24 protein-coding genes and 2 tRNA genes are annotated in these 24572 nt (G+C 64.7%); 12 read left to right on the top strand and 14 right to left on the bottom strand.

Going from position 1 to position 24572, the window contains the following annotated elements; all coding sequences use genetic code 11:
- Positions 1-16 precede the first annotated feature (16 nt).
- From mfd to B2V17_RS00265, 3 genes are all read right to left on the bottom strand, one after another.
- Positions 17-3490 carry a transcription-repair coupling factor gene (mfd, locus tag B2V17_RS00255; protein WP_292993983.1) on the bottom strand — a complete coding sequence of 1158 codons (3474 nt, stop codon included), beginning with the start codon at positions 3488-3490 and terminating at the stop codon, positions 17-19.
- Between the two features lie 69 nt (positions 3491-3559).
- Entirely contained in the window at positions 3560-3826 is a 267-nt protein-coding gene (locus B2V17_RS00260; RefSeq protein WP_292993985.1) for a succinate dehydrogenase assembly factor 2, read from the bottom strand.
- A 39-nt stretch (positions 3827-3865) separates the two neighbouring features.
- On the bottom strand, positions 3866-4270 hold the full coding sequence (locus B2V17_RS00265) for a host attachment protein (RefSeq protein WP_292993987.1): 405 nt from the start codon (positions 4268-4270) through the stop codon (positions 3866-3868).
- 117 nt (positions 4271-4387) lie between these two features.
- On the opposite strand from B2V17_RS00265, the gene recG reads away from it, so the two are divergent.
- The gene (gene recG / locus B2V17_RS00270) at positions 4388-6445 is read left to right on the top strand and encodes an ATP-dependent DNA helicase RecG (protein ID WP_292993989.1); all 2058 of its coding nucleotides are present in this window, start codon (positions 4388-4390) and stop codon (positions 6443-6445) included.
- On the top strand, positions 6442-6819 hold the full coding sequence (locus tag B2V17_RS00275; RefSeq protein WP_324475602.1) for a YkvA family protein: 378 nt from the start codon (positions 6442-6444) through the stop codon (positions 6817-6819). Before recG ends, B2V17_RS00275 begins: the two co-directional genes overlap by 4 nt.
- A 15-nt stretch (positions 6820-6834) precedes the next feature.
- Here the strand turns inward: B2V17_RS00275 and B2V17_RS00280 are convergent, their stop codons facing one another.
- Both B2V17_RS00280 and B2V17_RS00285 read right to left on the bottom strand, forming a co-directional pair.
- On the bottom strand, positions 6835-7134 hold the full coding sequence (locus B2V17_RS00280; protein WP_292993991.1) for a hypothetical protein: 300 nt from the start codon (positions 7132-7134) through the stop codon (positions 6835-6837).
- 83 nt (positions 7135-7217) lie between these two features.
- A tRNA-Pro gene (locus B2V17_RS00285) sits at positions 7218-7294 on the bottom strand.
- Positions 7295-7394: 100 nt separating this feature from the next.
- On the opposite strand from B2V17_RS00285, the gene thyA reads away from it, so the two are divergent.
- From thyA to B2V17_RS00300, 3 genes are all read left to right on the top strand, one after another.
- A complete protein-coding gene (thyA, locus tag B2V17_RS00290) occupies positions 7395-8351 on the top strand; it encodes a thymidylate synthase (RefSeq protein ID WP_292993993.1) in 957 nt (318 codons plus the stop codon).
- Between the two features lie 75 nt (positions 8352-8426).
- Positions 8427-10370, top strand: coding sequence for a TIR domain-containing protein (locus B2V17_RS00295; RefSeq protein WP_292993995.1), 1944 nt, complete (start codon positions 8427-8429; stop codon positions 10368-10370).
- Between the two features lie 31 nt (positions 10371-10401).
- The gene (locus tag B2V17_RS00300) at positions 10402-10608 is read left to right on the top strand and encodes a hypothetical protein (RefSeq protein ID WP_292993997.1); all 207 of its coding nucleotides are present in this window, start codon (positions 10402-10404) and stop codon (positions 10606-10608) included.
- A 66-nt stretch (positions 10609-10674) separates the two neighbouring features.
- Here the strand turns inward: B2V17_RS00300 and B2V17_RS00305 are convergent, their stop codons facing one another.
- Genes B2V17_RS00305 through B2V17_RS00315 form a run of 3 tightly spaced genes read right to left on the bottom strand, consistent with a single transcriptional unit; the run spans position 10675 to position 14087 of the window.
- Positions 10675-11712 carry a S1 family peptidase gene (locus B2V17_RS00305; protein WP_292993999.1) on the bottom strand — a complete coding sequence of 346 codons (1038 nt, stop codon included), beginning with the start codon at positions 11710-11712 and terminating at the stop codon, positions 10675-10677.
- Positions 11709-12893 (bottom strand): S1 family serine peptidase, encoded by a 1185-nt coding sequence (locus B2V17_RS00310; protein WP_292994000.1) that lies wholly within the window; start codon positions 12891-12893, stop codon positions 11709-11711. Before B2V17_RS00310 ends, B2V17_RS00305 begins: the two co-directional genes overlap by 4 nt.
- A gap of 48 nt (positions 12894-12941) precedes the next feature.
- Positions 12942-14087 carry a S1 family peptidase gene (locus B2V17_RS00315; protein WP_292994002.1) on the bottom strand — a complete coding sequence of 382 codons (1146 nt, stop codon included), beginning with the start codon at positions 14085-14087 and terminating at the stop codon, positions 12942-12944.
- Positions 14088-14327: 240 nt separating this feature from the next.
- Here B2V17_RS00315 and B2V17_RS00320 point away from each other — a divergent pair, with 240 nt between their 5' ends.
- From B2V17_RS00320 to B2V17_RS00335, 4 genes are read left to right on the top strand one after another with little or no spacing between them, the layout of a single operon-like run.
- On the top strand, positions 14328-15629 hold the full coding sequence (locus B2V17_RS00320) for a 3-methyl-2-oxobutanoate dehydrogenase (2-methylpropanoyl-transferring) subunit alpha (RefSeq protein WP_292994004.1): 1302 nt from the start codon (positions 14328-14330) through the stop codon (positions 15627-15629).
- Entirely contained in the window at positions 15626-16684 is a 1059-nt protein-coding gene (locus B2V17_RS00325; RefSeq protein ID WP_292994006.1) for an alpha-ketoacid dehydrogenase subunit beta, read from the top strand. The genes B2V17_RS00320 and B2V17_RS00325 overlap by 4 nt, the downstream gene beginning before the upstream one ends.
- A gap of 4 nt (positions 16685-16688) precedes the next feature.
- Positions 16689-18005 (top strand): dihydrolipoamide acetyltransferase family protein, encoded by a 1317-nt coding sequence (locus B2V17_RS00330; RefSeq protein WP_292994008.1) that lies wholly within the window; start codon positions 16689-16691, stop codon positions 18003-18005.
- A 20-nt stretch (positions 18006-18025) separates the two neighbouring features.
- Positions 18026-18607, top strand: coding sequence for a YdeI/OmpD-associated family protein (locus B2V17_RS00335; protein ID WP_324475600.1), 582 nt, complete (start codon positions 18026-18028; stop codon positions 18605-18607).
- On the opposite strand, the gene B2V17_RS00340 is transcribed toward B2V17_RS00335, so the two are convergent.
- The gene (locus B2V17_RS00340) at positions 18604-19050 is read right to left on the bottom strand and encodes a hypothetical protein (RefSeq protein ID WP_292994012.1); all 447 of its coding nucleotides are present in this window, start codon (positions 19048-19050) and stop codon (positions 18604-18606) included. The two genes, B2V17_RS00335 and B2V17_RS00340, sit on opposite strands and share 4 nt — an antisense overlap.
- Positions 19051-19238: 188 nt before the next feature.
- On the opposite strand from B2V17_RS00340, the gene B2V17_RS00345 reads away from it, so the two are divergent.
- A tRNA-Asp gene (locus B2V17_RS00345) sits at positions 19239-19315 on the top strand.
- Positions 19316-19328: 13 nt separating this feature from the next.
- On the opposite strand, the gene B2V17_RS00350 is transcribed toward B2V17_RS00345, so the two are convergent.
- Positions 19329-20402, bottom strand: a complete 1074-nt coding sequence (locus tag B2V17_RS00350; RefSeq protein WP_292994014.1) for an MBL fold metallo-hydrolase — start codon at positions 20400-20402, stop codon at positions 19329-19331.
- A gap of 63 nt (positions 20403-20465) precedes the next feature.
- On the opposite strand from B2V17_RS00350, the gene B2V17_RS00355 reads away from it, so the two are divergent.
- Positions 20466-20954, top strand: coding sequence for a hypothetical protein (locus tag B2V17_RS00355; RefSeq protein WP_292994016.1), 489 nt, complete (start codon positions 20466-20468; stop codon positions 20952-20954).
- Here the strand turns inward: B2V17_RS00355 and B2V17_RS00360 are convergent.
- From B2V17_RS00360 to B2V17_RS00375, 4 genes are all read right to left on the bottom strand, one after another.
- Positions 20911-21126, bottom strand: coding sequence for a DUF2842 domain-containing protein (locus B2V17_RS00360; RefSeq protein ID WP_292994018.1), 216 nt, complete (start codon positions 21124-21126; stop codon positions 20911-20913). The two genes, B2V17_RS00355 and B2V17_RS00360, sit on opposite strands and share 44 nt — an antisense overlap.
- Positions 21126-21698, bottom strand: a complete 573-nt coding sequence (locus B2V17_RS00365) for a 5-formyltetrahydrofolate cyclo-ligase (RefSeq protein WP_324475599.1) — start codon at positions 21696-21698, stop codon at positions 21126-21128. The genes B2V17_RS00360 and B2V17_RS00365 overlap by 1 nt, the downstream gene beginning before the upstream one ends.
- Positions 21699-21933: 235 nt before the next feature.
- Positions 21934-22227, bottom strand: a complete 294-nt coding sequence (locus B2V17_RS00370; RefSeq protein WP_292994020.1) for a cell division protein ZapA — start codon at positions 22225-22227, stop codon at positions 21934-21936.
- Positions 22224-22424, bottom strand: a complete 201-nt coding sequence (locus B2V17_RS00375; RefSeq protein ID WP_292994022.1) for a hypothetical protein — start codon at positions 22422-22424, stop codon at positions 22224-22226. The genes B2V17_RS00370 and B2V17_RS00375 overlap by 4 nt, the downstream gene beginning before the upstream one ends.
- A gap of 169 nt (positions 22425-22593) precedes the next feature.
- Between B2V17_RS00375 and tkt the strand changes: the two genes are divergently transcribed.
- Entirely contained in the window at positions 22594-24567 is a 1974-nt protein-coding gene (gene tkt, locus B2V17_RS00380) for a transketolase (protein WP_292994024.1), read from the top strand.
- The last annotated feature ends 5 nt before the right edge of the window (positions 24568-24572 follow it).

Consider the following 24572-nt stretch of genomic DNA (forward strand, 5'->3'; position numbering starts at 1 on the left):
TCCCCAAGAGTGAGGATTAGCGCGCCTTCCGCGCAATCGCGCTCAGCCCCTTGGTCAGCTGGAACAGTCCGTTGAGCCGGGCTTCGGCGCTGCCCCAGGCGCGCGTCACCACGATCTTGCTGTCCGGGCGCAGCTTGATCGTGCCTTCCAGCCGCTGGGCATAGGCGAACAGGCCGGCCGGGTCCGGGAACTCGTCGTTGTGGAACGAAACCAGCGAGCCCTTCGCGCCGACATCGATCTTGGCGATGTTCGCCTCGATCGCCTGGCGCTTGATCTGGATGAGCTTGACCAGATTGACGGTGGGGCCCGGCAGCGGGCCGAAGCGGTCGATCATCTCGGCCGAAAGGCTTTCGACCTCGGCCATGTCCTCGGCATCGTTGAGGCGGCGGTACAACGCCATCCGCACCGCCAGATCGGGGACATAGTCCTCCGGGATCATGATCGGAGCATCGACCGTGATCTGCGGGCTGAGCGAATGGCGTTCCTTGGCGAGGCCCAGTTCCCCGGCCTTCGCGGCCAGGATCGCGTCTTCCAGCATCGACTGGTAGAGTTCGAAGCCGACCTCGCGGATATGACCCGATTGCTCGTCACCCAGCAGGTTACCCGCGCCGCGAATGTCGAGATCATGGCTGGCGAGCTGGAATCCGGCCCCCAGGCTGTCGAGATCGCCCAGCACCTTGAGCCGCTTTTCCGCCACTTCCGACAGCTGCATGTCGGCTGGGGTGGTGAGATAGGCATAGGCGCGCAGCTTTGACCGGCCGACCCGGCCGCGCAGCTGGTACAGCTGGGCCAGGCCAAAGCGGTCGGCGCGGTGGATGATGATCGTGTTGGCGCTGGGGATATCCAGCCCGCTCTCGACGATCGTGGTCGAAAGCAGCACCTCATACTTCTTTTCGTAGAACGCGCTCATCCGCTCTTCGACTTCCCCGGCGGCCATCTGGCCGTGGGCGGTGACGAAGCGCACTTCGGGCACGGTCTCGCGCAGCCACTTCTCGACCTCGTCCATGTCGGCGATCCGGGGGACGACGATGAAGCTCTGCCCGCCGCGGTGATGTTCGCGCAGCAGCGCCTCGCGCATCACCATGTCGTCCCATTCCATCACGTAGGTGCGCACTGCCAGCCGGTCGACCGGGGCGGTCTGGATGGTGGAGAGTTCGCGCAGTCCGCTCATCGCCATCTGCAGGGTCCGCGGGATCGGCGTGGCGGTCAGCGTCAGAACGTGGACATTGGCGCGCAGCTGCTTGAGTGTTTCCTTGTGATTGACCCCAAATCGCTGCTCTTCATCAACAATTACAAGGCCAAGCCGCTTGAATTTGAGGCTCTTTGACAGGAGCGCGTGAGTGCCGATCACCACATCGGTGGTGCCTTCGGCCAAACCCTCCTTGGTCGCCTTGGATTCCTTTTCCCCGACCAGTCGCGAAAGCCGTCCGACCTTCAGCGGGAAGCCGGCGAAACGCTCGGTAAAACCGGTGTAGTGCTGGCGGGCAAGCAGGGTGGTCGGCGCGATCACCGCCACTTGCTGCCCGGCCATGGCGGCGACAAAGGCCGCGCGCAGGGCCACCTCGGTCTTGCCGAAGCCGACGTCGCCGCAGACCAGCCGGTCCATCGGGCGGCCTTCGCCAAGGTCCCTCAGCACGTCTTCGATCGCGGCTTCCTGGTCCTCGGTCTCTTGCCAGGGGAACTTCTCGACAAACTGGTCGTAGGCGCCCTGATCGGGCAGCAGCACCGGAGCCTGCCGCAGCGCGCGCAGGGCTGCGGTCTTGAGCAGGGCATGCGCGATCTCGCGAATCCGCTCCTTCAGGCGCGACTTGCGCTTTTGCCAGCCTTCGCCGCCAAGCCGGTCCAGCGCGACGAATTCGTTGTCGCTGCCATAGCGCGACAGAACGTCGATGTTCTCAACCGGGACGTAAAGCTTGTCGCCGCCGGCATATTCCAGCGCGACGCAATCGTGCGGGCTTTGCCCGACCGGGATCGATTGCAGGCCGATGTAACGCCCGATCCCGTGGTCCATGTGGACCACCAGGTCACCGGGGGCGAGTGCGGCCAGCTCGGCCAGGAAGGCATCGGCACCCTTGCGGCGCTTCTTGCGGCGGACCAGCCGGTCACCCAGGATGTCCTGCTCGGTAACCAGTTCCAGCTCTTCGTTGGAAAAGCCGTTTTCGAGCGGCAGGACCACCGCAACCGGCGCGCCCTTGGCGGCGAGGCCGAGCGCCTCCTGCCAGCTGTCGGCCAGCACAGGGGCGGGGCGGGCGGCCTCGCCCAGGATCGCGGCAATCCGGGCGCGGCTGCCTTCGGAATAGGCCGCGATCAGCGCCTTGCGCCCGCGCTTGGCTTGCCCGGTCAGGTACTGGGCGGCGGCTTCGTAGATATTGTCGCCGCGGGCGCGTTCCGGGGCGAAATCGCGGCTGCCGGAAAAGCCGAAGTCGATCACCGTGGCGCTTTCCGGCTGGGCGAAGATATCGGCGCGGTGGACCGGACGGTCCTTGATCGCCGCATCAAGCTCGGCCCGGGTCAGATAGAGCGCGGCCGGCTCAAGCGGACGATAGGACCCCGCCGCCTTACCCGATGTGTCGCTGCGCGCGGCGAAATAATCGGCGATGTCGCCCAGCCGCTCGTCGGCGGCGCCCAGCGCTCCGTTGTCGATCACGATCGTGTCATCGCCGCCCAGGTGATCGAACAGCGTGGCCAACCGCTCTTCGAACAGCGGCAGCCAGTGCTCCATCCCGGCCAGCCGCCGGCCGTCGCTGACCGCCTGATACAGCGGGTCGCCGGTGGCATTGGCGCCGAACTGCTCACGGTAACGGCTGCGGAACCGCTTGATGCTGTCTTCGTCGAGCAGGGCCTCGCTGGCCGGCAGCAGCAGGTGGGCCTCGGCAACGCCCTTGCTGCGCTGGGTGCCAGGATCGAACAGCCGCAGCGTCTCCAGCTCGTCGCCGAAGAAATCGAGCCGCAGCCCGGATTCGAGGCCCGAGGGGTAGATATCGAAGATCGATCCGCGCACGGCATATTCGCCGGCGTCGGCGACCGTGTCGGTCCGCGAATATCCCTGCCGCTGGAGCAGCGCGATCAGGCTCTCGCGCCCGATCTCCATGCCTGGCTTGAGCAGGCGGACATTCTCACGAATCCGGAACGGCGTGGCGACGCGCTGCAACGCGGCGTTGATCGTGGTGACCAGCAGCTGCGGCGCATCGGCCTTGCCCTGCAGCCGGTGCAGCGCTGCCAGCCGGCGCGCGCTGACCGACAGCGCCGGGCTGGCGCGGTCATAGGGCAAGCAGTCCCAGGCCGGGAAGGCGATCACTTCCAGTTCGGGGGCAAAGAAGGCCGCACTGTCGGCAATGCCCTGCATCGCCGCCTCGTCGGGAGCGATGAACACCACCCGGCTCTTCGCGGCCCGCGCCAGATCGGCCAGCACCATCGGCTGCGCGCCGCGGGCCAGCGCGGCGAGGGTCAGCGGGCTTTTGGCAGAGAGGATCTTTGACAGGTTAGGCATGGCTCACGCAACGGCGATTGCCCCGCGGGCCATTTTTGCGGCCAGCGGGGTAGGGATCGAAGCCGCGCCTTAGCGCGGGATCTCGACGTAGTCGAGCTTGCGGAATGCATCCATCAAAGGACCGGCATATTCGTCGGGCACGGCCAGCGTGCCGAGCGCCCAGCCCATGATGTCGACGTCTTCCTCGTCCAGCAGGGCTTCGAACCAGGCGATTTCAACCTCGCCCCAGCCACTGCCAAAGCGATCGAAGAAACAGCCGATCATGTAATCGGCTTCACGCGTACCGCGATGCCAGGCGCGGAACTTCAGGCGGCGGAGGCGATCATCGGGAACCATGCCGTCGCCGCTAGGCTGCGGCGACGGCAATGGCAACGCTCAATGCTTTTCGCGCAGGGCGATAAGGATGTCGCTGGGCTGCTTGCCGATCAGGTCCTTGTGCAATTCCTTGATCACGGCCCGCCCGGTCATCTTGTGATAGTGCTTGCGCAGTTCCCCCAGAGTGCGGGGCGGGGCGACAACCACCAGGTCCTTTATCTTGTGGCTCAGCACTTGGCCATTGAGCCAGGTCGCAACAGCCGCCGCGTGCGCATCTTCGCCGACGATGCTATCGGCATGGTTGCCGGGGCTGGAACGATGACTGCCGCCAGAATGGTTGCTCGAATCCAGCTTGGGCACGGGCTGGGCAGCCAATTCGGGCTCCGCCTCGTTCCCGGTATTGCGGTACAGTTCGAAATTCTCGCCGTCGGCAATTGCAACAATGGCTCCGTGGGGTAGCAGCATGGGATTCTCCTTTTTGATGCGCTTGTTGCCAGCAGAGCGGGAATGTCTTTGCCGGTCCATGCGCTGAGTCAAAGACCGGCCCTTTCGCCGCATCGCGGCTTGAGGCATGAAGCGGCCATGCGTCCCGAACGGCTCAACCCCCTGTTCGTTGCGGCTGACAGCCTGAAAGGCGTCGGCACCGGTCTGGCGCGCCCGCTCGAACGGCTCGGCCTGACCCGGGTGCGCGACTTTGCCTATCACCTGCCCGACCGATTCGTGATGCGCCGCGCGGTCGCCGATCTCGACGCGGCCAGCGTAGGTGAAAATATCGTCGTCGCGCTGACCCCGATCGAATACCGCAGTTCACCCGGGCGCGGGCCGTTCCGGGTGCTGGCCAGCGACGGCCCTGGCAACATCTGCGCGATCACCTATTTCGGCCGCAACACCGGCTGGGCCAAGAAGGCACTGCCCTTGGGCGAACCGCGCTGGATCGCCGGACGGCTCGACCAGTATGGGCAGATGCTGCAGATCGTCCATCCAGATCATGTCGCCGAGGAAAGCGGGGCGGCGCTCGGCCAGCTGGTCGAGCCGGTCTATCCGCTGTCCGAGGGGCTGACCCAGGGGCGGCTGACTGCACTGATCGAGCAGGCGCTGGAACGGATGCCCGAGCTGCCCGAATGGATCGAGCCGGGCCTCGCCGACAAGATGCAATGGCCGCGCTGGCGCGACGCCTTGGAATTGGCGCACCGCAGCGAACATGCCGCCGCGCGCGACCGGCTGGCCTATGACGAGCTGCTTGCCAACAGCTTGGCGCTGATGCTGGTCAAGAACGCCAACCGCGCCAAAATCGGCACGCCGCTCAGCGGCGACGGGTCGCTGCGCGGCAAACTCAACTTGCCGTTCGGGCTGACCGGGGCGCAAAGCCGCTCGATTGCCGAGATCGAAGGCGACATGGCCCAGGCCGCACCGATGCTGCGGCTGCTGCAGGGCGATGTCGGATCGGGCAAGACCGTGGTTGCGCTTGAGGCGATGCTGCTGGCGGTGGAGGCGGGGGCCCAGGCCGCGCTTCTCGCCCCGACCGAGATTCTCGCCCGCCAGCACCACGAAACGCTCACGCGGATGGCGGCTGGCACCGGGGTGACGATCGCGCTGCTGACCGGGCGCGACAAGGGCCGGGCGCGCGAATCGATCCTGATGGGGCTGCTCGACGGCTCGATCCAGCTGGTGATCGGCACTCACGCGATCTTCCAGGATACGGTTGCCTATAAGAACCTGGCGCTGGTGGTGATCGACGAGCAGCACCGCTTCGGGGTCGGCCAGCGGCTGATGCTGACGCAAAAGGGCAAGCGCACGCCGCATTGCCTGGCGATGACCGCCACCCCGATCCCGCGCACGCTGACCCTGGCCCAATATGGCGAGATGGACGTCAGCCGGCTCGACGAGATGCCGCCGGGCCGCCAGCCGATCGATACCCGGGTGGTGGCGCTGGAGCGTCTGGGCGATGTAGTCGGCGCGATCGGGCGCCATATCGAAAGCGGGCAGCAGGCCTACTGGGTTTGCCCGATGGTCCGCGAGCAGGAGAGCGAGGATCTGGCCGCGGCCGAGGCGCGCTATGCCGAGCTGACTGCCCGGTTCGGCGATACGGTGGTGCTGGTCCACGGCCAGCTGCGTCCCGAACAGAAGGACGCGGCGATGGAACGGTTTGCCAGCGGTGCGGCAAAGCTGCTGGTCGCGACCACGGTGATCGAGGTGGGGGTCGACGTACCCAATGCCACGCTGATGGTGATCGAACAGGCCGAACGCTTCGGCCTCGCCCAGTTGCACCAGCTGCGCGGACGGGTCGGACGGGGTGAGGGCAAGAGCATCTGCTTGTTGCTGCGCGGCGAGGCGCTCAGCGAAACCGCGCGCGAACGGCTGGCCCTGATGCGCGAGACGCAGGACGGGTTCCGGCTGGCGGAGGAAGACCTGCGGCTGCGCGGCGGCGGGGAACTGCTCGGCACCCGCCAGTCCGGCGATACGCCGTTCCGGGTTGCCAGCATGGAACAGATCCAGCGGCTGCTCCCCGTGGCCCACGACGATGCCCGCCTGCTGATGGAGCGCGACGGCGGCCTGACCGGCGAACGCGGCGAGGCGGCCCGGCTGCTGCTCTATCTGTTCGAACGCGATTGGGGCGTGCAACTGCTGCGCGGCGGATGACGCTGTGGCAGCGCCTGAGGGGCTGGGCCAAGGCATTGCGGCGCGAGGTGCTGTTGCTGTGGCTTGCCGCCCGCGATCCGCGGGTGCCGCTGCTGCCAAAGCTGCTCGCGGTGTTCGTCGCGGGCTATGCGCTCAGCCCGATCGACCTGATCCCCGATTTCATCCCGGTGCTCGGACTGCTGGACGATCTGGTGCTGGTTCCGGCCGGAATCTGGCTGACCTTGCGGCTGCTGCCAGTCGAGCTGCTGGCCGAACTGCGCACCAAAGCCGGACAGACCGCGTGGCCGCGTCCGTCGCTCTATGGTGCGGTGTTTATCGCAGCCGTCTGGCTGGCCGTACTGTCGGCAGGAATGTGGTGGTGGCAGGGCGCCTAGGCCCGCGGTCTTCGCTCAGACCGCTAGAATCAGCACGTCATCCGCGCGCGGGGTCTCGGGCTTGAAGCCTGCCAGCGGCTCGAACGAGTCTTCCTGCAACACGGTCTCATTGAGGCCGGCCAGCTTGAACTGGCCCAGTCGCGGCTCTTCGTCGCTGCGCCAGGTCTTGCCGAGGTTGAGCGCGGAGACGAACAGATCGCCGTGACGTTCAAAAATCAGGTGCGGAGCCAGCCGGATGGTTGCGCCGTTGTAGAGCGCTTCGACGATCCGCTTGCGCGAGATCGCTTCGAACAGCGTCAGCCGGTTGTCGCTCATGGTGATGATATCGCTCTAGGGGAGAAATGTTGCGTTGCAGCACAGTGCTTCAAGTCTCATGGACTTGCAAGCACGGAGCGATTTGGTCGGGGAAAGAGGATTCGAACCTCCGGCCCCTGCCTCCCGAAGACAGTGCTCTACCAGGCTGAGCTATTCCCCGACCGATCGTTCACCCCTGCATGCAGGGGCGAGGCAGGAGCGCGCCTATAGTGAGCGATTCCACGGGTGGCAAGCGGGCAATCTCGCGCTAGGGTCTTTTCATGGCATCAGCAGCGATTCCCCTCGATTCCCGGCGCGACGATCATTGGGAATGGCAATATCTCGATCTGATGCGCCAGATCTGGGCGCAGGGGGACGAGCGGATCGACCGGACCGGGGTGGGCACCCGTGCGGTCTTCGGGGCGCAGATTCGATTTGACCTGTCCACCGGCGCGATGCCGCTGATCACCACCAAGCGGATCTACTGGAAGACCTCGGCGCGCGAATTCCTGTGGTTCCTGACCGGCAATACCAACATCCGCCCGCTGGTACTGCAGGGGGTTAAGATTTGGAACGAGTGGCCGCACGCCAATTATGTGAAAGCCACCGGCGAAGCGATCAGTCTTGACGATTTCGTCGCCCGGATCGCGGCGGATGAGCAATTTGCCGCGCAGTGGGGCGAACTCGGCCCGGTTTACGGCAAGCAATGGGTCGATTGGCCAACTTACACGCCGGCCGGCGAAGGGCTCTACCGGCCTGGACCAGGGATCAACCAGGTCGCGCAGGTGGTCGAAAGCCTGAAGAACAATCCCGGCAGCCGCCGCCACATCGTCGAAGGCTGGAACGTGGCCGAGCTGGAGCGGATGGCCTTGCCGCCGTGCCACAAGACCTATCAGTTCCAGGTGGCCGGAAACCGGCTGAATTGCCTGCTTTACCAGCGCAGCTGCGACGTGGTGCTGGGGCTGCCGTTCAATCTGTTCGGCGCGGCGCTGTTCACGCGGATGCTGGCACAGCAGTGCGATCTGGAACCGGGCGAACTGATCTGGATGGGCGGTGATACGCACCTTTATCTCAACCATGCCGACCTGATCGAAGCGCAGCTGGCGCGGGTGCCTGCGGGCGGCGGAACACTGGAGATATTGCGCCGGCCGGACAGCATCTTCGGCTACCGGATCGAGGACTTCGCGGTGGAAGGGTATTCCCCCCAGGGCCATATCGCCGCGCCCGTTGCGGTCTAGGCGAGTTCGGCCTAAGCTTTGGCCATGCGGGGGGTCGCGTAGCGCAAAGGGGATGGCAGCAACGCGATGGATTCGGTGAAAGATTCAGGCCTTGCGCCGGATAACCGGCCCAGCGTTTTCCTGAGCTATGCCCGGGCCGACCAGAAGCGCGCGCTCAGTGTGATCGCCGCACTGGAACAATCCGGACTGCGGGTCTGGTGGGATGGCTTGCTGGAAGGCGGCGATACCTTTCTCCCGACCACCGAGGCCGCGCTGGAATCCGCCGATGCCGTGATGGTGCTTTGGTCCAAGACTTCGGTCGATTCGCATTGGGTGCGGGACGAAGCGACCCGCGGGCGAGAGCGCGGCTGCCTGGTGCCAATTTCGCTTGATGGCACGCACGCCCCGCTGGGATTCCGGCAATTCCAGCTAATTGATCTGACCAAGTGGCGCGGCAAGGCCGACGCGGCCGAATTTCAGGCGGCAGTTCGTGCGGTTCATGGTTTTGCCGGCCAGCCGCACAGGGCGCCCTCGAAGCCTGCCGGCAAAGCGCCCACCCGGCGCAGTGTCTTGATTGGTGCGGGATCGGCGGCAGTCGCATTGGGCGGAGGCTATGCGCTTTGGCGAGCCTTGATGCCAGGCGCAGCCAAGGCGAGCGAGAACACGATCGCGGTGATCCCGTTCAGCAATCTGGGCGATGAGAGCCAGGCCTATTTTTCGGCGGGATTGTCAGAAGAATTGCGCGCAACCCTCTCGCGCAACCAGATGCTGCGGATCGCCGCGCCAACCTCTTCGGCCGAGTTTCGCGGTAACGATCAGGATGTCCTGACCATCGCCAAGCGGTTGGGTGTCGCACATGTCCTGCGCGGTAGCGTGCGGTCGGGCAGTGAACTGATCAGGGTTTCGGTCGAACTGCTGAACGGCCGCGACGCCAGGGTGGACTGGAGCGAGACGATCGATCGCAAGCCCAGCGACGTGCTGGCGATGCAGACTGAGATCGCGGCGATCGTCAGCCGTGCGCTGGCCAATGAAATCAATGCGCAGGCAGTAGCCGAAGGACGCTCTGGCGATTTGGCGCAAATTGGCGGAACCAAGAACGCGGGAGCATTCGATGCTTATCTGCGCGGCAAGGCCTTGGCCGAATCCAGTGCGAGCGAAGAGACCGACCGGGCTGCCCTGGCGCAGTTCGATGCCGCAATAAAGCTTGATGGAAACTATGCCTCGGCTCTTGCGGCGCGCTCCAAGGTGCTGGCGGTGATTGCCAACGAAACCAGCCGGATCGATGAAGCGCGGCTTTTCTACGATCGTGCCATTGCTTCGGCGGAAGCTGCGGTGAACGCTGCGCCCAAGCTGGCGGAAGCCTATTCTGCGCTGGGCTATGCGATCTACAACGGGCGACTTGACCCCAAGGCCGCGCGCCAATCTTATGAGCGTTCCCGCGAACTGGGTGAGGGCGATGCCGATGTTCTGCGCACCTTCGCGCTCTATTGCGCCTATACCGAACGGGCGCTTGATGCGGATGCGGCGATTGCCAGTTCGATCGCGCTCGATCCGCTTAACCCTGGCGCGTTCCGGGCGGCGGGACATATTGCATTTGCGCGGCGAGACTATGATTTGACCGAAGCGAGAATGCGTCAGGCGCTGGAGCTGAACCCAAAGCTCAGCGCAGCCAATGCCACGCTCGGTTCTGCCATGTTCTTGACGGGCAGGAACCAGGAAGCGCTGAAAGCCTATGCGGCCGAACCAACCGCGTTCATTCGCTTGTCTGGAGAGGCGATTGTCCAGGCCCGGCTGGGCAACAAACCCGCAGCCGAAGCAGCCTTCAACGAATTGCTGTCGGACTATGGCGCAGCTTCGAAATACCAACAGGCACAAGTGCTGGCGCAATGGGGGCAAGGGCCACAAGCTCTCGAACGGCTGCGCGAGGCAGCAGCAGTCCGGGATTCGGGCTTGCTTTTGGCGCGGGCCGATCCCCTGCTCGATCCGATCCGGACCCTGCCTGAATTTAGCCAATTGCTTTCAAAGATGGGCCTGTCATAGTCCCGGATCTCTACGCAACAGGAGGACATTCATGCGCAAACTAACCACCGGACTGCTGGTCGCCGCGTCGGCCCTTGCCCTTGCCGGGTGCGGAAAGACGGAGGAAGCCCCCGCAGCCTCCACCGAAGCCACTGCCGAAGCCACCGAAGCGGCCAGCGCAGCTGCGAGCGAAGGGGCCGATGCCGAAGCCGCTTCGACTGAAGCCGGCGACCCCAACAACAACCCGATCAGACCGTAAGTCTTTGCCGGCCCGGGCTGCGCTGCGGTTCGGGCCGGATTGCCCGAAATTCCGGAACAGCGGCTCCTAGGGAAGCGGGCCGACGACGCGTTCTATCCAGGCGATAAAAGCAGCCGCGCGGGTGAATACTCCGGCGCTACGCTGGGTCCCGCAGGTGGCTTTTCCGACATTGTGGCTGACCACGCCGATCAGCAGGGGAGGCGTTTCTTTCCGAAACCAGACCAGCGGCCCTCCGCTATCGCCATGGCATTGGGTCGATTGACGACCGGGAATTCCGATCTTAGCGATTTGCAGGCCGCACAGGGCGATACTCGGCCATTTGCACGCGGTGTCGGGTGCGATCACCGCTTTGCCGAATAGCAGCGGGCCGGAAACAGCGTTCCGCTCGGTATTGCCCCAGCCATAGAAGTGCACGATATCGTTGCCAAAAGTCCGCCTGCCGGCAGGCTCGCGGTCCACCGCGATGGCGCGGGCCTTTACGCCGCGTTGCAAATCGGTTTCGGGATCGACCGCAAAGTGAACCAGCGCAATGTCGCTTGAAAAGCTTGCGGCGCTGTATTCGGTCGGACGGTGAATTCCGACGATCCGGTAACTGGTACCGCTGCGCTCTTTGCCGATGTCGTGCACCCCCAGCCAGACGCGGTAATTCAGCTTGCGAATGTCGGCGGTGTTTCCGCGGAGGTCGAGCTTGTCTTCCAGACAATGCGCTGCGGTCATCACCCAGCCTGCCTTGATTATCGCGCCGCTGCATTGGTGTCGCTCGGCCCAGCCAAGACGGCGCTGGGTCAGCCGGGTGAGCTTCTCGGGCCGGCGGATCTGTGCCATCCACGGTGCGGTGTTGTCCGGCACAATAAAACCACCGCCGATGACATATTCCTGGCCGCTCCCGCTACCGGGTGGGGGCAGGACGACCGGCTTGGGCACATAGTCGTCCGGTGAAGGTACCCTGCTGGCGAGCGGGATCGGCGCACTGTCCAAGGTGGCAGGATCGGCGCAGGGGGAGAACCGGTTGCAGCCGGGCAGCAATGATGTGTCGTCCTGCGCGCCGACGGAGCCCGCGGCAAACAGCGCCAGCAGTGCCGCGCCAAGGACCCGCCGGGTCATGGGCGGCTGGCCGTGCGGCGCAGCGGCCCGGTGTACTGCTCGATCCAGGCGCGGAAACTGGCGACGCGGGTGTAGACACCGGGCCTTTGCTGGGTGCCGCATGCCACCTTTTCAATATTGTGGCTGACTACCCCGACCAGCATCGGCGTGCGCTGGTCATACCAGATCAGGGGTCCACCGCTGTCGCCTTTACACTGGGTCGATCCCTGCCTGCCAAGCCCCCTGGCACAAAGTGCGATGCTGCTGCGGGGGCAATTGGCATCGGGTTCGATCTGGACCTTGCCGAACAGCAAGGGAGCAGACGGCACGTTGAGCTCGGTCCGGCCCCAGCCATAGAAGTAGGCCATGGATCCGGTGCGCGGGGCCAATGGCCCGGGATCGACCATCACCGGCTGGATCCAGGTCTTGCGGGTGCGGTCGGTCTGGGCGTCGGCAGCAAATCGGATCAGGGCGATATCGTTGGAGTAACGGACCGGATCGTACTGCGGGTGCGGGATGGTTTCGACAATCCGGTAGGTGATGCCGGCGTCAATCTGGCTGATGTCGAAGACCCCCAGGCGAATCCTGTGTCCGCTGGTACGAATCTCGCGCCCCTGATCGAAAAGGCAATGTGCGGCGGTCAGGATCCAGCCTGGCGCGATCAAGGCCCCGCCGCACTGCTGGCGATCCTGCCAATCGAGCCCACGCTGCGTGACCCAGGCCATCTTCTCCGGACGCTGGATCTGGGCCATCCATGGCGCGCTGCCCGGTTTGGCGCGAAAACCGAATCCGGCCCGGGTGGTAACCGCACGCACGCGTCCATCCGCCCGGGATTCTCCGGGTAGCGGGGCGGCGGCGGTTTGGACAACCGGTGGATCGTCCTCCGGCGGTGCCAGATTGTCAGCCAGTTCCATCGGTTTGGTATCGATCTCATCCGGTTCAGGGCAGCGCCCGGTTTCCGTGCACACCCGGGGCAGAATGCGGATTAGCCGCTCGCCGGGCGGCAGATCAAAGACCGGGTCATTGTCAGGAGCGACCGGTGCCCACGGAACCTGTTCGATCCGTTGCTCGGCAGCTTGTTGCGAAGCCTGGCGCTCGGCTTCGTCCTGTTCATCCGCAGTCCCGCCTGACGACAAGGCGTCAGCGGTTTGGCCGCTTGCTGGCTGGGCCGAACCGGCAGCGCTGCACAACGCAAGGATCATCGCGATTGAAACTGACCTCGCCGTGAGCATTGTTCCTCCCATCACCCCCTAGTTCGCGCGCTGCGCCGACGGCCACCGCAGCGGGCCGGTGTAGCTTTGAATCCAGTCGCGATAGGCACCGATCCGAGTGAATACGCCTTCGCGGTCATTGGCGCCGCATTTCTGGAACCCGCGGTTATGACTGACCACGCCGACCAGCACGTCCAGGCCGTTCTCTTTCACAACAAGGGGTCCGCCGCTGTCCCCGTGGCACTGGGTCGACCCGCTTCGGCCTTCCCCGCGGCCGCAGAGCGCGATCTTGTTGTTCGGACACAAGCTGTCTGGCGTCAGCCGGACACTGCCGTACTGCAGATGCGGCGATGGCTGCTGCTTTTCGGTGGTTCCCCAGCCAAAGAACAAGGCTTGCTTGCCAGCCATCGGGCGGGCACCGGGCGGGTCGCGGTCAAGCGCGATCACGCGCACCGGCCCACGCGAACCCCGCGCGGTTTCCGCATCGGGTGCGAACTGGATCAGCGCGATATCGTTATAGTAGCGTTCGGGCCTGCCATAGTTGGGATGCGGGATGATCCGTACGATGGCATAACTTGCCCCATACAGGGTTGGCTTGGTCGAGGGCGTAACGATGCTGGTGATGCCCAGGCGGACCCTGTATCCGGCGGACTTGATATCCTTCCCGTAGTCTTTGAGACAATGCGCGGCTGTCACGATCCACCCCGGCGCAATATAAGCGCCGCCGCAAAATTGCCGATCCCGCCAATTCAATTGACGGCTAGTTGCGGCGCGCACGAATTCCGGGCGCTGGATCTGCGCCATCCATGGTGCAACGCCGGTCGGGACAAGGATCATCCGCGCGCCGCGCATCTTGGCGGGGTGGCGGACTTTTTTGATCTGGATAAGCTTGCCGCCTTGAAACAGTACAAGGGTCCTGGTTGTCCTGGCCCTCAGCGGGTCTTTGCCGGGCTTGTAGCTGATCCGGGGCGGCTCGGGTTCGACAACTCCCTCAGCAAATGGCGGGTACTCCGAATCGAGCTTCATCGGGTCGGGGCAGAAGGTCATATTGTCGCAAGGGCTGAATGGCCGTTCCTGTTCGGCTGCATCGGTCGCTGGCGGATCCACCGCAGTCACTTTCCCGGACAGCGCGCCGCCGGTCAGGAGCAATGGCAATGCAAGCAAAGAGGTCCTGAATGTCATCATGACATTTCTCCTGCGCAGACCCAGCCAGAACGGTGTCAGGCTTTTGCGGTTCTGGCAACGGAGTTAAGGGTTTGCCCGGAGCTGGTGCGGTCTGCCAGAAAGAGTTGCAGCCATCCGGAATGCGCCGCAATGTAGGTCGAGCCAGTTGGTTGACGATGAAACCAGTTTGAAATAATATGTCGCGAACCTAAAATTTGCTTCCAATGGTCCGGATGCGGGCGGGAAGCGGGAGAGCGCTTGATGGCAAAGGGGCTGAGCACATCGGGAACCGCGGGCGGCAACCTGTCGCCGCTTTCGCTGCACGTGCCTGAACCGCCGTTCCGCCCCGGCGATCCGGTCGACTATTCGTTCCTCGATATTCCCGCCGCCGGCGCCTTTCCGCGCCCCGACGAGGCTTGTCCAACCGAAGAGACCCACACGCTCTGCCACGGCCTGATCCGGGTGCTGGACGAGGATCACCGCGCGGTCGGGGCCTGGGACCCCAAGCTTGATCCCGAAACGCTGCGGCGGATGCTGCGCGTGATGGCACTGACCCGCGCCTTTGATGACCGGATGTATCGCGGTCAGCGCCAGGGCAAGACCAGCTTCTACATGAAATGCACCGGGGAAGAGGCGACCAGCGTCGCTTCGGCCTTTGCTCTGTCGGACGATGACATGGTGTTCCCCAGCTACCGCCAGCAGGGGATCCTGGTCGCGCGCGGATATCCGATCGTCGAGATGGTCAACCAGATCTATTCGAACCGGGCCGACAAGCTGAAGGGTCGCCAGCTGCCGATCATGTATTCGAGCAGGGAGCACAACTTCTTCACGATCAGCGGCAACCTGGCGACGCAGATGCCGCAGGCGGCCGGCTGGGCGATGGCCAGCGCGATAAAGGGCGATACCCGGATCGCCAGCACCTGGATCGGTGAGGGATCAAGCGCCGAGGGCGATGCCCACGCCGCCTTCATCTTCGCCACCGTGTTCAACGCCCCGGTGGTGTTCAACGTGGTCAACAACCAGTGGGCGATCTCCAGCTTCTCAGGGTTCGCTGGGGGCGAGCGTGCGACCTTTGCGGCGCGGGCGATCGGTTATGGCATTGCCGGCCTCAGGGTGGACGGTAACGATGCCCTGGCGGTTTACGCCGCCGCGCGCTGGGCCGCCAACCGCGCGCGGGCAGGGCAGGGGCCGACCCTGATCGAACACTTCACCTACCGCGCCGAAGGGCATTCGACCTCTGACGATCCGGGCGCTTACCGCTCTGCGCACGAGCGCGGAGAGTGGCCGCTGGGCGATCCGATCATGCGGCTCAAGCGTCACCTGATCGCGCTGGGCGAATGGTCGGTCGAACAGCACGAGGCGATGGATCTGGACCTGGCCGAGCAGGTCAAGGCGGCGACCAAGGAAGCCGAAAAGAACGGCGTGCTTGGCCACGGGCTGCACCATCCGTTCCACACCATGTTTGAAGACGTGTTCGAGGAATTGCCCTGGCATCTGGAAGAACAGGCCGAACAGGCAATCCGCGAGCGCCGGATCAAGTGGCCGGAATGGAAAGAGACATGAGCGAGCTTGAGGAAGCCCCCGTGACCCTGCACGACGCCCCCAGCCGCCAGCTCAACATGATCGAGGCGATCAACGATGCGCTGAACGTCATGATGGAACGCGATCCCAACGTGGTGATCTTCGGTGAGGACGTCGGCTATTTCGGCGGGGTGTTCCGCGCCACCGCGGGCCTGCAGAAGAAGTTCGGCAAGAACCGCGTGTTCGATACCCCGATCAATGAATGCGGGATCATCGGCGCGGCGGTGGGGATGGGCGCCTATGGCCTGCGTCCGGTGCCGGAAATCCAGTTTGCCGACTATATCTATCCGGGGCTCGACCAGCTGGTCAGCGAAGCGGCGCGGCTGCGCTATCGCTCTGCCGGGGAATTCATCGCGCCGATCACCGTACGTTCGCCGTTCGGCGGGGGGATCTTCGGCGGGCAGACTCACAGTCAGAGCCCCGAGGCGCTGTTCACTCATGTCGCCGGGCTCAAGACTGTGATTCCCTGCACCCCGCACGATGCCAAGGGCCTGCTGATCGCGGCGATCGAGGACAACGATCCGGTGATCTTCTTCGAGCCCAAGCGGATCTACAACGGTCCGTTCAGCGGCTACTACGACAAGCCGGTTGAGCCCTGGGCCCGCCACCCCGATTCCGAGGTTCCCGAAGGCTATTACCGGATCCCGCTGGGCAAGGCGCGCGTCGTGCGCGAGGGCGAGGCGATGACCGTGCTGGCCTATGGCACGATGATCCACGTGACCGAAGCGGTGCTGGCCGAAAAGGGCATCGACGCCGAAATCATCGACCTGCGCACGCTGGTCCCGCTCGATATCGAGACTGTGGAAAAGTCTGTGCAGAAAACCGGCAAATGCCTGATCGTTCACGAGGCGACCCGGACCGGCGGGTTCGGCGCGGAACTCAGCGCGCTGGTGCAGGAACGCTGCTTCTATCACCTTGAAGCCCCGATCGAGCGCGTGACCGGTTTCGATACCCCCTATCCGCACAGCCTGGAATGGGCTTATTTCCCGGGTCCCGTCCGCATCGGCGAGGCGGTGGACCGGCTCTTGAAAGCGTAAGACGATGGGCAAGTTCACGTTCAAGCTCCCCGATATCGGCGAAGGCATCGCCGAGGCCGAGATTGTCGCCTGGCACGTCAAGGTCGGTGACCGGATCGAGGAAGACGGCAAGATCGCCGACGTCATGACCGACAAGGCGACGGTCGAAATGGAAAGCCCGGTTTCGGGCACGATCCTTTCGGTCGCCGGCGAAGAGGGCGACATGATCGCGATCGGTTCGCCGCTGGTGGTGATCGAGGTTGAGGGGGAGGAACCCGGTGAGGCCAGTGACGCGCCAGGGGCTTCGACAGGCTCAGCCCAAGCGGAGGTGGTGGAAGAGGCCCGAATTACGGAGCTTGAAACTGCTCCTCCTCCTGCCCCTGCGACTCCACCCCAAACGCTAACACCCGCTCAGGCTGAGCTTGTCGAAGCCGCCCCGCAACTCGCACCCCACTCTAAAGTCCTAGCCAGTCCCGCCGTGCGCGCTCGTGCGTCCGATCTCGGCATCGATCTTGCCCAGGTGAAGCCGGCCGAAGATGGCCGCATTCGCCATGCCGATCTCGACGCCTTCCTGGCCTACAACGCTGCCGGAGGCTTCCGCGCCGCCGGGGCCAAGGGTGTGGATCAGACCGTCAAGGTGATGGGTCTGCGCCGCCGGATCGCCGAGAACATGGCCGCGTCCAAGCGCAGCATCCCGCATTTCTCCTATGTCGAGGAATGCGATGTGACCGCGCTGGAGGAAATGCGCGCGCAGCTCAATTCGGCGCCCCTTCGACAGGCTCAGGGTGAGCGGATTCGGTTGACCATGCTGCCGCTGCTGATCAGCGCTATTTGCCGCACGCTCCCCGATTTCCCGATGCTCAACGCGCGTTATGACGATGAGGCCGGCGTGGTGCAGCGGTTCGGTGCGGTCCACCTCGGCATGGCGACCCAGACCGACGGGGGGCTGATGGTGCCGGTGATCCGCGATGCGCAGGACCGCAACCTGTGGCAGCTCGCCAGCGAAATCGTCCGCCTGGCGGAAGCCGCGCGCAAGGGTACCGCAACCAGCGCCGAACTTTCCGGCTCCACCCTGACGATCACTTCGCTCGGGCCGCTGGGCGGGGTGGCGACGACGCCGGTGATCAACCGTCCCGAAGTGGCGATCATCGGTCCGAACCGAATTGTCGAACGGCCTATGTTCGTGCCCGATGGCATGGGCGGCGAGCGGATCGAGAAACGCAAGCTGATGAACATTTCGATCAGCTGCGACCACCGCGTGGTTGACGGTTGGGACGCGGCCAGCTTTGTTCAGGCGCTCAAGCGGTTGATTGAAACGCCGGTGCTTTTGCTGGCGGATTAGCAGAGGGCTGGCTCATGGCGATGGACCCCAGGATCGATGCCTATATCGCCAAGTCCGCACCCTTTGCCCAGCCGATCCTGCGGCACATCCGCGCGCTGGTCCACGGCGCGATTCCGGGGCTCGACGAGGATCTGAAGTGGGGAATGCCGCACTTCCTCTACAAGGGTAAGAATCTGGCCGGGATGGCCGCGTTCAAGGCGCATTGCACGATGATGATCCATGGCGATGGCCGGCAGGGCGACGCGATGGGCCAGTTCGGCAAGATCGCCACGCTGTCAGACTTGCCGATCGAAGCGGACCTTGCGGGCAAGCTGCGCGCGGCGGCGGAGCGGATCGATTCCGCCGGTACCGCGCTCAAGCCCAAGGTTGCGGCAAAGGCACCAAAGGCCGAGATTGCGATGCCCGATGACTTCGCGGCCGAGCTGGCCCGGCTGCAGGGCATGCGCGAGCGGTTCGATGCCATGGCGCCCTCGCATAGGCGCGAATATCTGGAATGGATCGTCGAGGCGAAGCGGCCAGAGACCCGCGCAAAGCGCATTGCCCAGGCCGGCGAATGGATCGCCGAGGGCAAGAAACGCAACTGGAAGTATGAAGGCTGTTAGCGGACGATCGCCGAATAAGTGATCTGGCCCGATCCGCGTGCGGCTTCCGTCGCAGGGACTCGCCAGCGGACATGGGTGATGTCCTCTGGCGTCGCCAGGCGGGTACCTACGCGCAGGGCATCAAGCTTGCCCCAACTGCGCCCGCCGTCAATCGAGACTTCCTCACGGCCATCGGCGCTGCCCTGGAAATAGACCTTGCGCGGCAGCGGGTTGGTAACGGTAAAGCCGCCCTGGCCGCCCATCCGGTACCAGCTGACCACATAGACCAAGCGATCCCCCGGCTTCAGCACGCTGGCCGGCTGGAGCAAGCGGCCCTTGTTGGGTACCAGCCGTTCGACGAAGACTGCGCTATCGAGCGCGACCAGCGGATTGGCGGCGGCAATCAGCGGAACGGCAAGCGCAAGGGTGCAGGCCAGCTTGGCAAGGCTGCGGCGGATAGTCACGATGGTAAGCCCCCGAATTGTCAGCTTCGCGGTGAAGCGGGGCAGTGATCGCAAATCCGGGCAAAGGAATGGTTAACAGCCGATTCAGCCCCTGTTTCGGTGAGGCGGCGAGGGGCGAAAAAATGCGCCGCCTACCCTGTTGACAGCCCCGGCGTGCTGGCCTAGTGGCGCGGCTCCCAAGTGGCTGCGCGGGTGTAGCTCAGTTGGTTAGAGTGTCGGCCTGTCACGCCGAAGGTCGCGGGTTCGAGCCCCGTCACTCGCGCCACTTGGGAATTTTCCTAAAACGCTGAAGTAAACTCCACCGCCTTGCTACCGCTTGGCAGGTGCACCAACATGCCGTCGTTGGCCAGCCGGACAGAGGGGAAAATCTTGGGTGCACCGCCCAGGAACAGCGGTTCGATCAGCTTGGCCGGCGGGGCCGGGACCAGGTGATAGAGCACAAGTTCCCTGACCCCGGCTTCCTTGGCCGACCGCGCGGCATCTTCCGGGCTGGCATGATAGTTCTGGATGTCACTCATGATCTGCGCGTTGTTAGCCTGGCCGCGCTCGCCCAGCTTCTTGCCCAGCGCCGCGATCATTTCCTTGTTGAGCGCTTCATGCAACATCAGGTCCGCGCCTTTCGAGGCAATGACAAAGCTGGGCGAATAGACCGTATCGCCCGACAGCGCGATCGAGCGGCCCTTGTAGTCGATCCGGTAGCCAAAGGCCGGGGCGATCGGGGCGTGATTGACCCGGATAACGGTGATCTTCACCCCGTCGGCATCGTAGACCACCTGGCTGTCGGTCCCGTCAGGCAGAGCGATGATCTGCGCGGCACCACCAAAGCCTGATGGCTGGACGACCTTGGGTCCGTGATGCGCCACGCGGTAGCCCTCGTCGATTTCATAAGCGGTGCGGAAACCGGCGATGACCTGGTCGGTGCCGGCCGGGCCATAAACCGGCAGCGGTGCAGAGCGGCCACCTGCCACCCAGGCCTGCAGCAGCAGTTCGCCCAGCCCGTCGATATGGTCGGAATGGAGGTGTGTGAGAAAGACCGCGCGAAGCTTGGGCATAGGAAAGCCCATGCGCTGCAACTTACGGATCGAGCCCGAACCCGAATCGAATACGAAGGCCTGGTTGCCCGCCAGCACCGCCAGGCACGGCCCGGCGCGGTTGGCATCGGGCATCGGCGATCCCGAACCGCAGACGTAGAGGTGCAGGCCATCGGCATAGGCTGCAGTCTGATCGACCCCCACAGTGGTATCCAGTGCCCGCTGAAACGCCCGCTCGGCCAGCATGCCGCGCCCCAGGAACAGCGCCAGGCCGATGGTCAGCGCGAGCAGTCCGGCGATGATGGCGATCTTGCGTTTCATGGAACTGGTCCTCCCCTTTGCAGAGAGGTTGCCCAAGGCTTGATGCTTCGGCAAGCAGCAACTGTGATAACCCGCCACGATCTTGAAACGACCCTTGCCGCACTACTGCCCAGGCTAAGCGTGACCTGTCACCCCTGGTGGATCCTTGGCAGCGCTGCGGTCGTGCTGCACGGCGGCGATCCGGACGAGGTCTTGGACGTCGATGTGCTGCTGGATCGGCGCGATGTTCCGGCGGTCTTTGCCGCGCTGGGGCTGACACCCAGGTCGGGAGTGCCTGACGGAAAGTTCCGCTCGGAGGTGTTCCATCGCTGGAACCTTGCTGCGCTGCCGGTGGAGCTGTTCGCCGGGTTCTGCCTGTTCGAACAGGGCGGCTGGCACGAACTGGTGCCGCAGACGCGCGTGGCGATCGCGGTTGGGGAAGGGATGGCCTACGTGCCGGACCAGGACGAACTGACAGCGATCCTGCGCCGGTTCGGCAGGCCCAAGGATCAGCGGCGGATCGCGGCGCTCAGCCGAATTTCCCCGTCTCCATCCAGATCAGAAAGCGCCTGAGCGGCAGCAGCCAGACCACGCCGAGCACGACATAGACCGGGGTCTGCGCCAGCGCGTGCCAATCCTGGATCAGCGGCGCGATATAGCGTGCCACCAGCCCGCCATAGACCATCAGGGCGACGAACAGTCCCAGCACGCCGAAGGGAATTCGCAAGGTCGGTTCAGTGCGCATCAGAAGGGTCCGTACAGGCGGGTGGGGGTGATCACGGCATGAAGCGGCACGTCGTGGGGTTCGATCGGCAGATCTTCCTCCAGCTGGCAGTCCCAGGCAAGCCCGATCGCGAGGTGCGGCGGATTCTCCGCCAGCCAGCGGTCGTAATAGCCGGCACCATAGCCAATTCTGCCGCCCGAGCTGGTAAAGCCGAGCAGCGGACAGAACATCACCTCGGGCACCAGCAGCTCGGCATTCGGGGAGGGCTGCATCGCGCCGTAGGGATCGGGGACCAGCAGATCGTCGAGGAAGGGATTGGTCCATTCGCGGAACCGCATCGGCGCGCCGCGCGACTCCAGCCAGGGCAGGGCAATGCGATGCCCGCGCTCATAAAACCAGCGGCCATAGTTGGATGCGGGAACCTCGCCGGTCATCTCGTGAAAGACCGAGATCACCGCGCCTTCGGGGACCATCGCCATGACCGGCTCGGGCGGGCGGCGGAACAGCAGGGCGCGCTGGAATTCGGGAATCGCCGCAACATGCTCGGCGCGGCGCCGCTTCAGTTCGGCGCGCAATTGTTTCTTCTCGATCACGCGCAGCTCCGGCGGGAAAGGTGGGTGACGGGACCACCATGGGCCGTTGCCGGGAAATCCTCTGACGCGTTCACGTCAGGTGGGAACCATATGTGCCAGACCAGGGTCCGACCAGGGACAGCCCCCATTGGATTTGCTTATAGCCTCAGGGATTTTCGAAGGCTCGCACCGGGCAGTACCCGTCGCTGACCTAAATAGGCTTCTCCAGCCCCTTCCGCAACCACTTCCCGGATCGTTACGCCTCAAACGCGGCGGCGCATCGTTCAAGCCGATCGGCCAGGGCTTCCAGCGCGGCGGAATGGTCCGGAGCAGTGCCCGCGGCAGGGGCGGCATGCTTGCGCGCCTCGTGCAAGTCGTCGGCCAGGATCAGCGCGGCGAACAGCAGTTGGCGGATTTCATTGTGCCCGGTGCCGATCGCCTGGACTTTTTCGTCGATCATCCGGCCAAGGCCCTGAACGTGTTCCTCTTCGCCGACAGCACAGGCCACGGTGTAGGAGCGTCCGCCGATCGCCAGGTTGACGTTGCTCATCCCTGAGTCCCTTCGATCAGCTGGTCGAGCTGTTCCAGCGAGCCCTGCACGGCAAGCTTGAGGCGCTCGTGCCGGGCCTTCAGCGCAGTCAGTTCTCCGTCCGGCGCAGCGGCCCGCGGCGCGCGCGCAGCGGCCTCGATCCGGGCCAGGGCTTGTTCTATCCGCGCGAGCGCGCGGCTGCTGCGGTCTTCGTCCATTCCGTCACGCTAACGCAATGTCATGGTCCGGCAAAGTGTTGCAGGGCGGATTTCCCCCGGTTTGAGAAGGGCAGGGCGCGGGCCCGCCTTGACGGGGGGCCATGCCTTCGCAAAGGAGGCGACGCGCCGAATCGCCGCCGCATTCCTGCCCTTTCAGGAGCCTTTGCCGATGAGCCTCGATCCCTCCCGCCTCGCGCCCATGGCCAACGCCATCCGCGCGCTTTCGATGGACGCGATCCAGGCGGCCAATTCGGGCCATCCCGGCATGCCGATGGGCATGGCCGATGTGGCGACCGTGCTGTTCAGCCAGTTCCTGAAGTTCGATCCCAAGGCGCCGAAGTGGCCGGACCGGGACCGGTTCGTGCTCTCTGCCGGGCACGGCTCGATGCTGATCTACTCGCTGCTTTATCTGACCGGCTATGAAGCGCCGACGATCGACGACATTCGCAATTTCCGCCAGCTCCACAGCCCCTGCGCCGGGCATCCGGAGAATTTCGAGCTGGCGGGCGTCGAATGCACCACCGGCCCGCTGGGGCAGGGGCTGGCGATGGCCGTCGGCATGGCGATGGCCGAACGCCACCTCAACGCGGTGTTCGGGGACGATCTGGTCGATCACAAGACCTGGGTGGTGGCTGGTGACGGCTGCCTGATGGAAGGGATCAACCACGAGGCGATTGGCCTCGCCAGCGTGCTGCGGCTGGGCCGGCTCAACGTGCTGTGGGACGATAACCACATCACCATTGATGGCGACACCGACCTTTCGACCAGCGAGGATATCCTGGGCCGCTATCAGGCGGCGGGCTGGCACACGGTGACCTGCGACGGCCACCACTATGGCGAGATTTCGCGCGCGCTGGCCGAAGCCGCCGCCGATCCGCGCCCGTCGCTGGTGGCCTGCCGCACGATTATCGGCAAGGGCGCGCCCAACAAGCAAGGCGGCCATTCGGTCCACGGCAGCCCGCTGGGCGCCGACGAAGTGGCCGCCACGCGCGAGTTCCTGAGTTGGACTGCGGCGCCGTTTGAAATGCCGGCGGAGATCCGGAACGATTGGCGTGCGCTGGGCGGAAAGGGCGCTGCTGCGCTGGCGACATGGGAAGCTCGCCTTGCAAGTCACCCGCAGGCGGGCGAATTCTCACGCCGGTTGGCTGGCGAGCTGCCGGCCGACAAGGGCGCGGCGCGCGACTATCTCGCCTCGCTGGTCGCCAATCCGCCCAAGGTGGCGACCCGCAAGGCCAGCGAAATGGCGCTGGAAGCCTTGACCGTGGCGATCCCCGAACTGCTGGGCGGCAGTGCCGACCTTACGGGCTCGAACCTGACCAAGACCAAGGCCACCCCTTCGTTCACCGCCACTGACTATGCCGGACGGCACGTTCACTATGGCATCCGCGAGTTCGGAATGGCGGCAGCGATGAACGGCATGGCGCTGCATGGCGGGGTCATCCCCTATGGCGGGACTTTCCTGGTCTTCGCTGACTATTGCCGCAACGCGATCCGGATGTCGGCGATCCAGCATGCCCGCGTTGTCTATGTGCTGACCCATGATTCGATCGGACTGGGCGAAGACGGCCCGACCCACCAGCCGATCGAGCACGTGATGAGCCTGCGGGCGATTCCGAACCTGCTGGTTTTCCGCCCGGCCGATGCGATCGAAACCGCCGAAAGCTGGGCGCTTGCGCTCAAGCAGGCAGACCGCCCCTCGGTTCTGGCGCTTTCGCGCCAGAACCTGCCGCCGGTGCGCTTCGAGGCCGAGATGAAAACCGCCAAGGGTGCCTACCGCCTCAAGGCTGCCGAGGCCGCGCGCCAGGTGGTGTTGGTGGCCAGCGGCTCGGAAGTCGAGATTGCGCTGGCCAGCGCCGCCGCGCTCGAAGCGAAAGGGATCGGCGCTGATGTCGTCTCGATGCCGTGCTGGGAACTGTTCGACGAACAGGACGCCGCCTACCGCGCCGACCTGTTGCCGGCGGGCGTGCTCAAGGTCTCGATCGAGGCCGGGGTGACGCTCGGTTGGCAGAAGTACCTCGGCGACGGACTGGCGATCGGCATTGACCGGTTTGGTGCCTCGGCTCCGGCCGACCAGCTCTATGATTATTTCGGCCTTACTGCCGACAAGATTGTTCCCCAGATCACGGCCCGCTTGGGCCAATAACGCAG

This window comes from Novosphingobium sp. UBA6272 (genome assembly GCF_002440635.1).
Taxonomy (GTDB): Bacteria; Pseudomonadota; Alphaproteobacteria; order Sphingomonadales; family Sphingomonadaceae; genus Novosphingobium.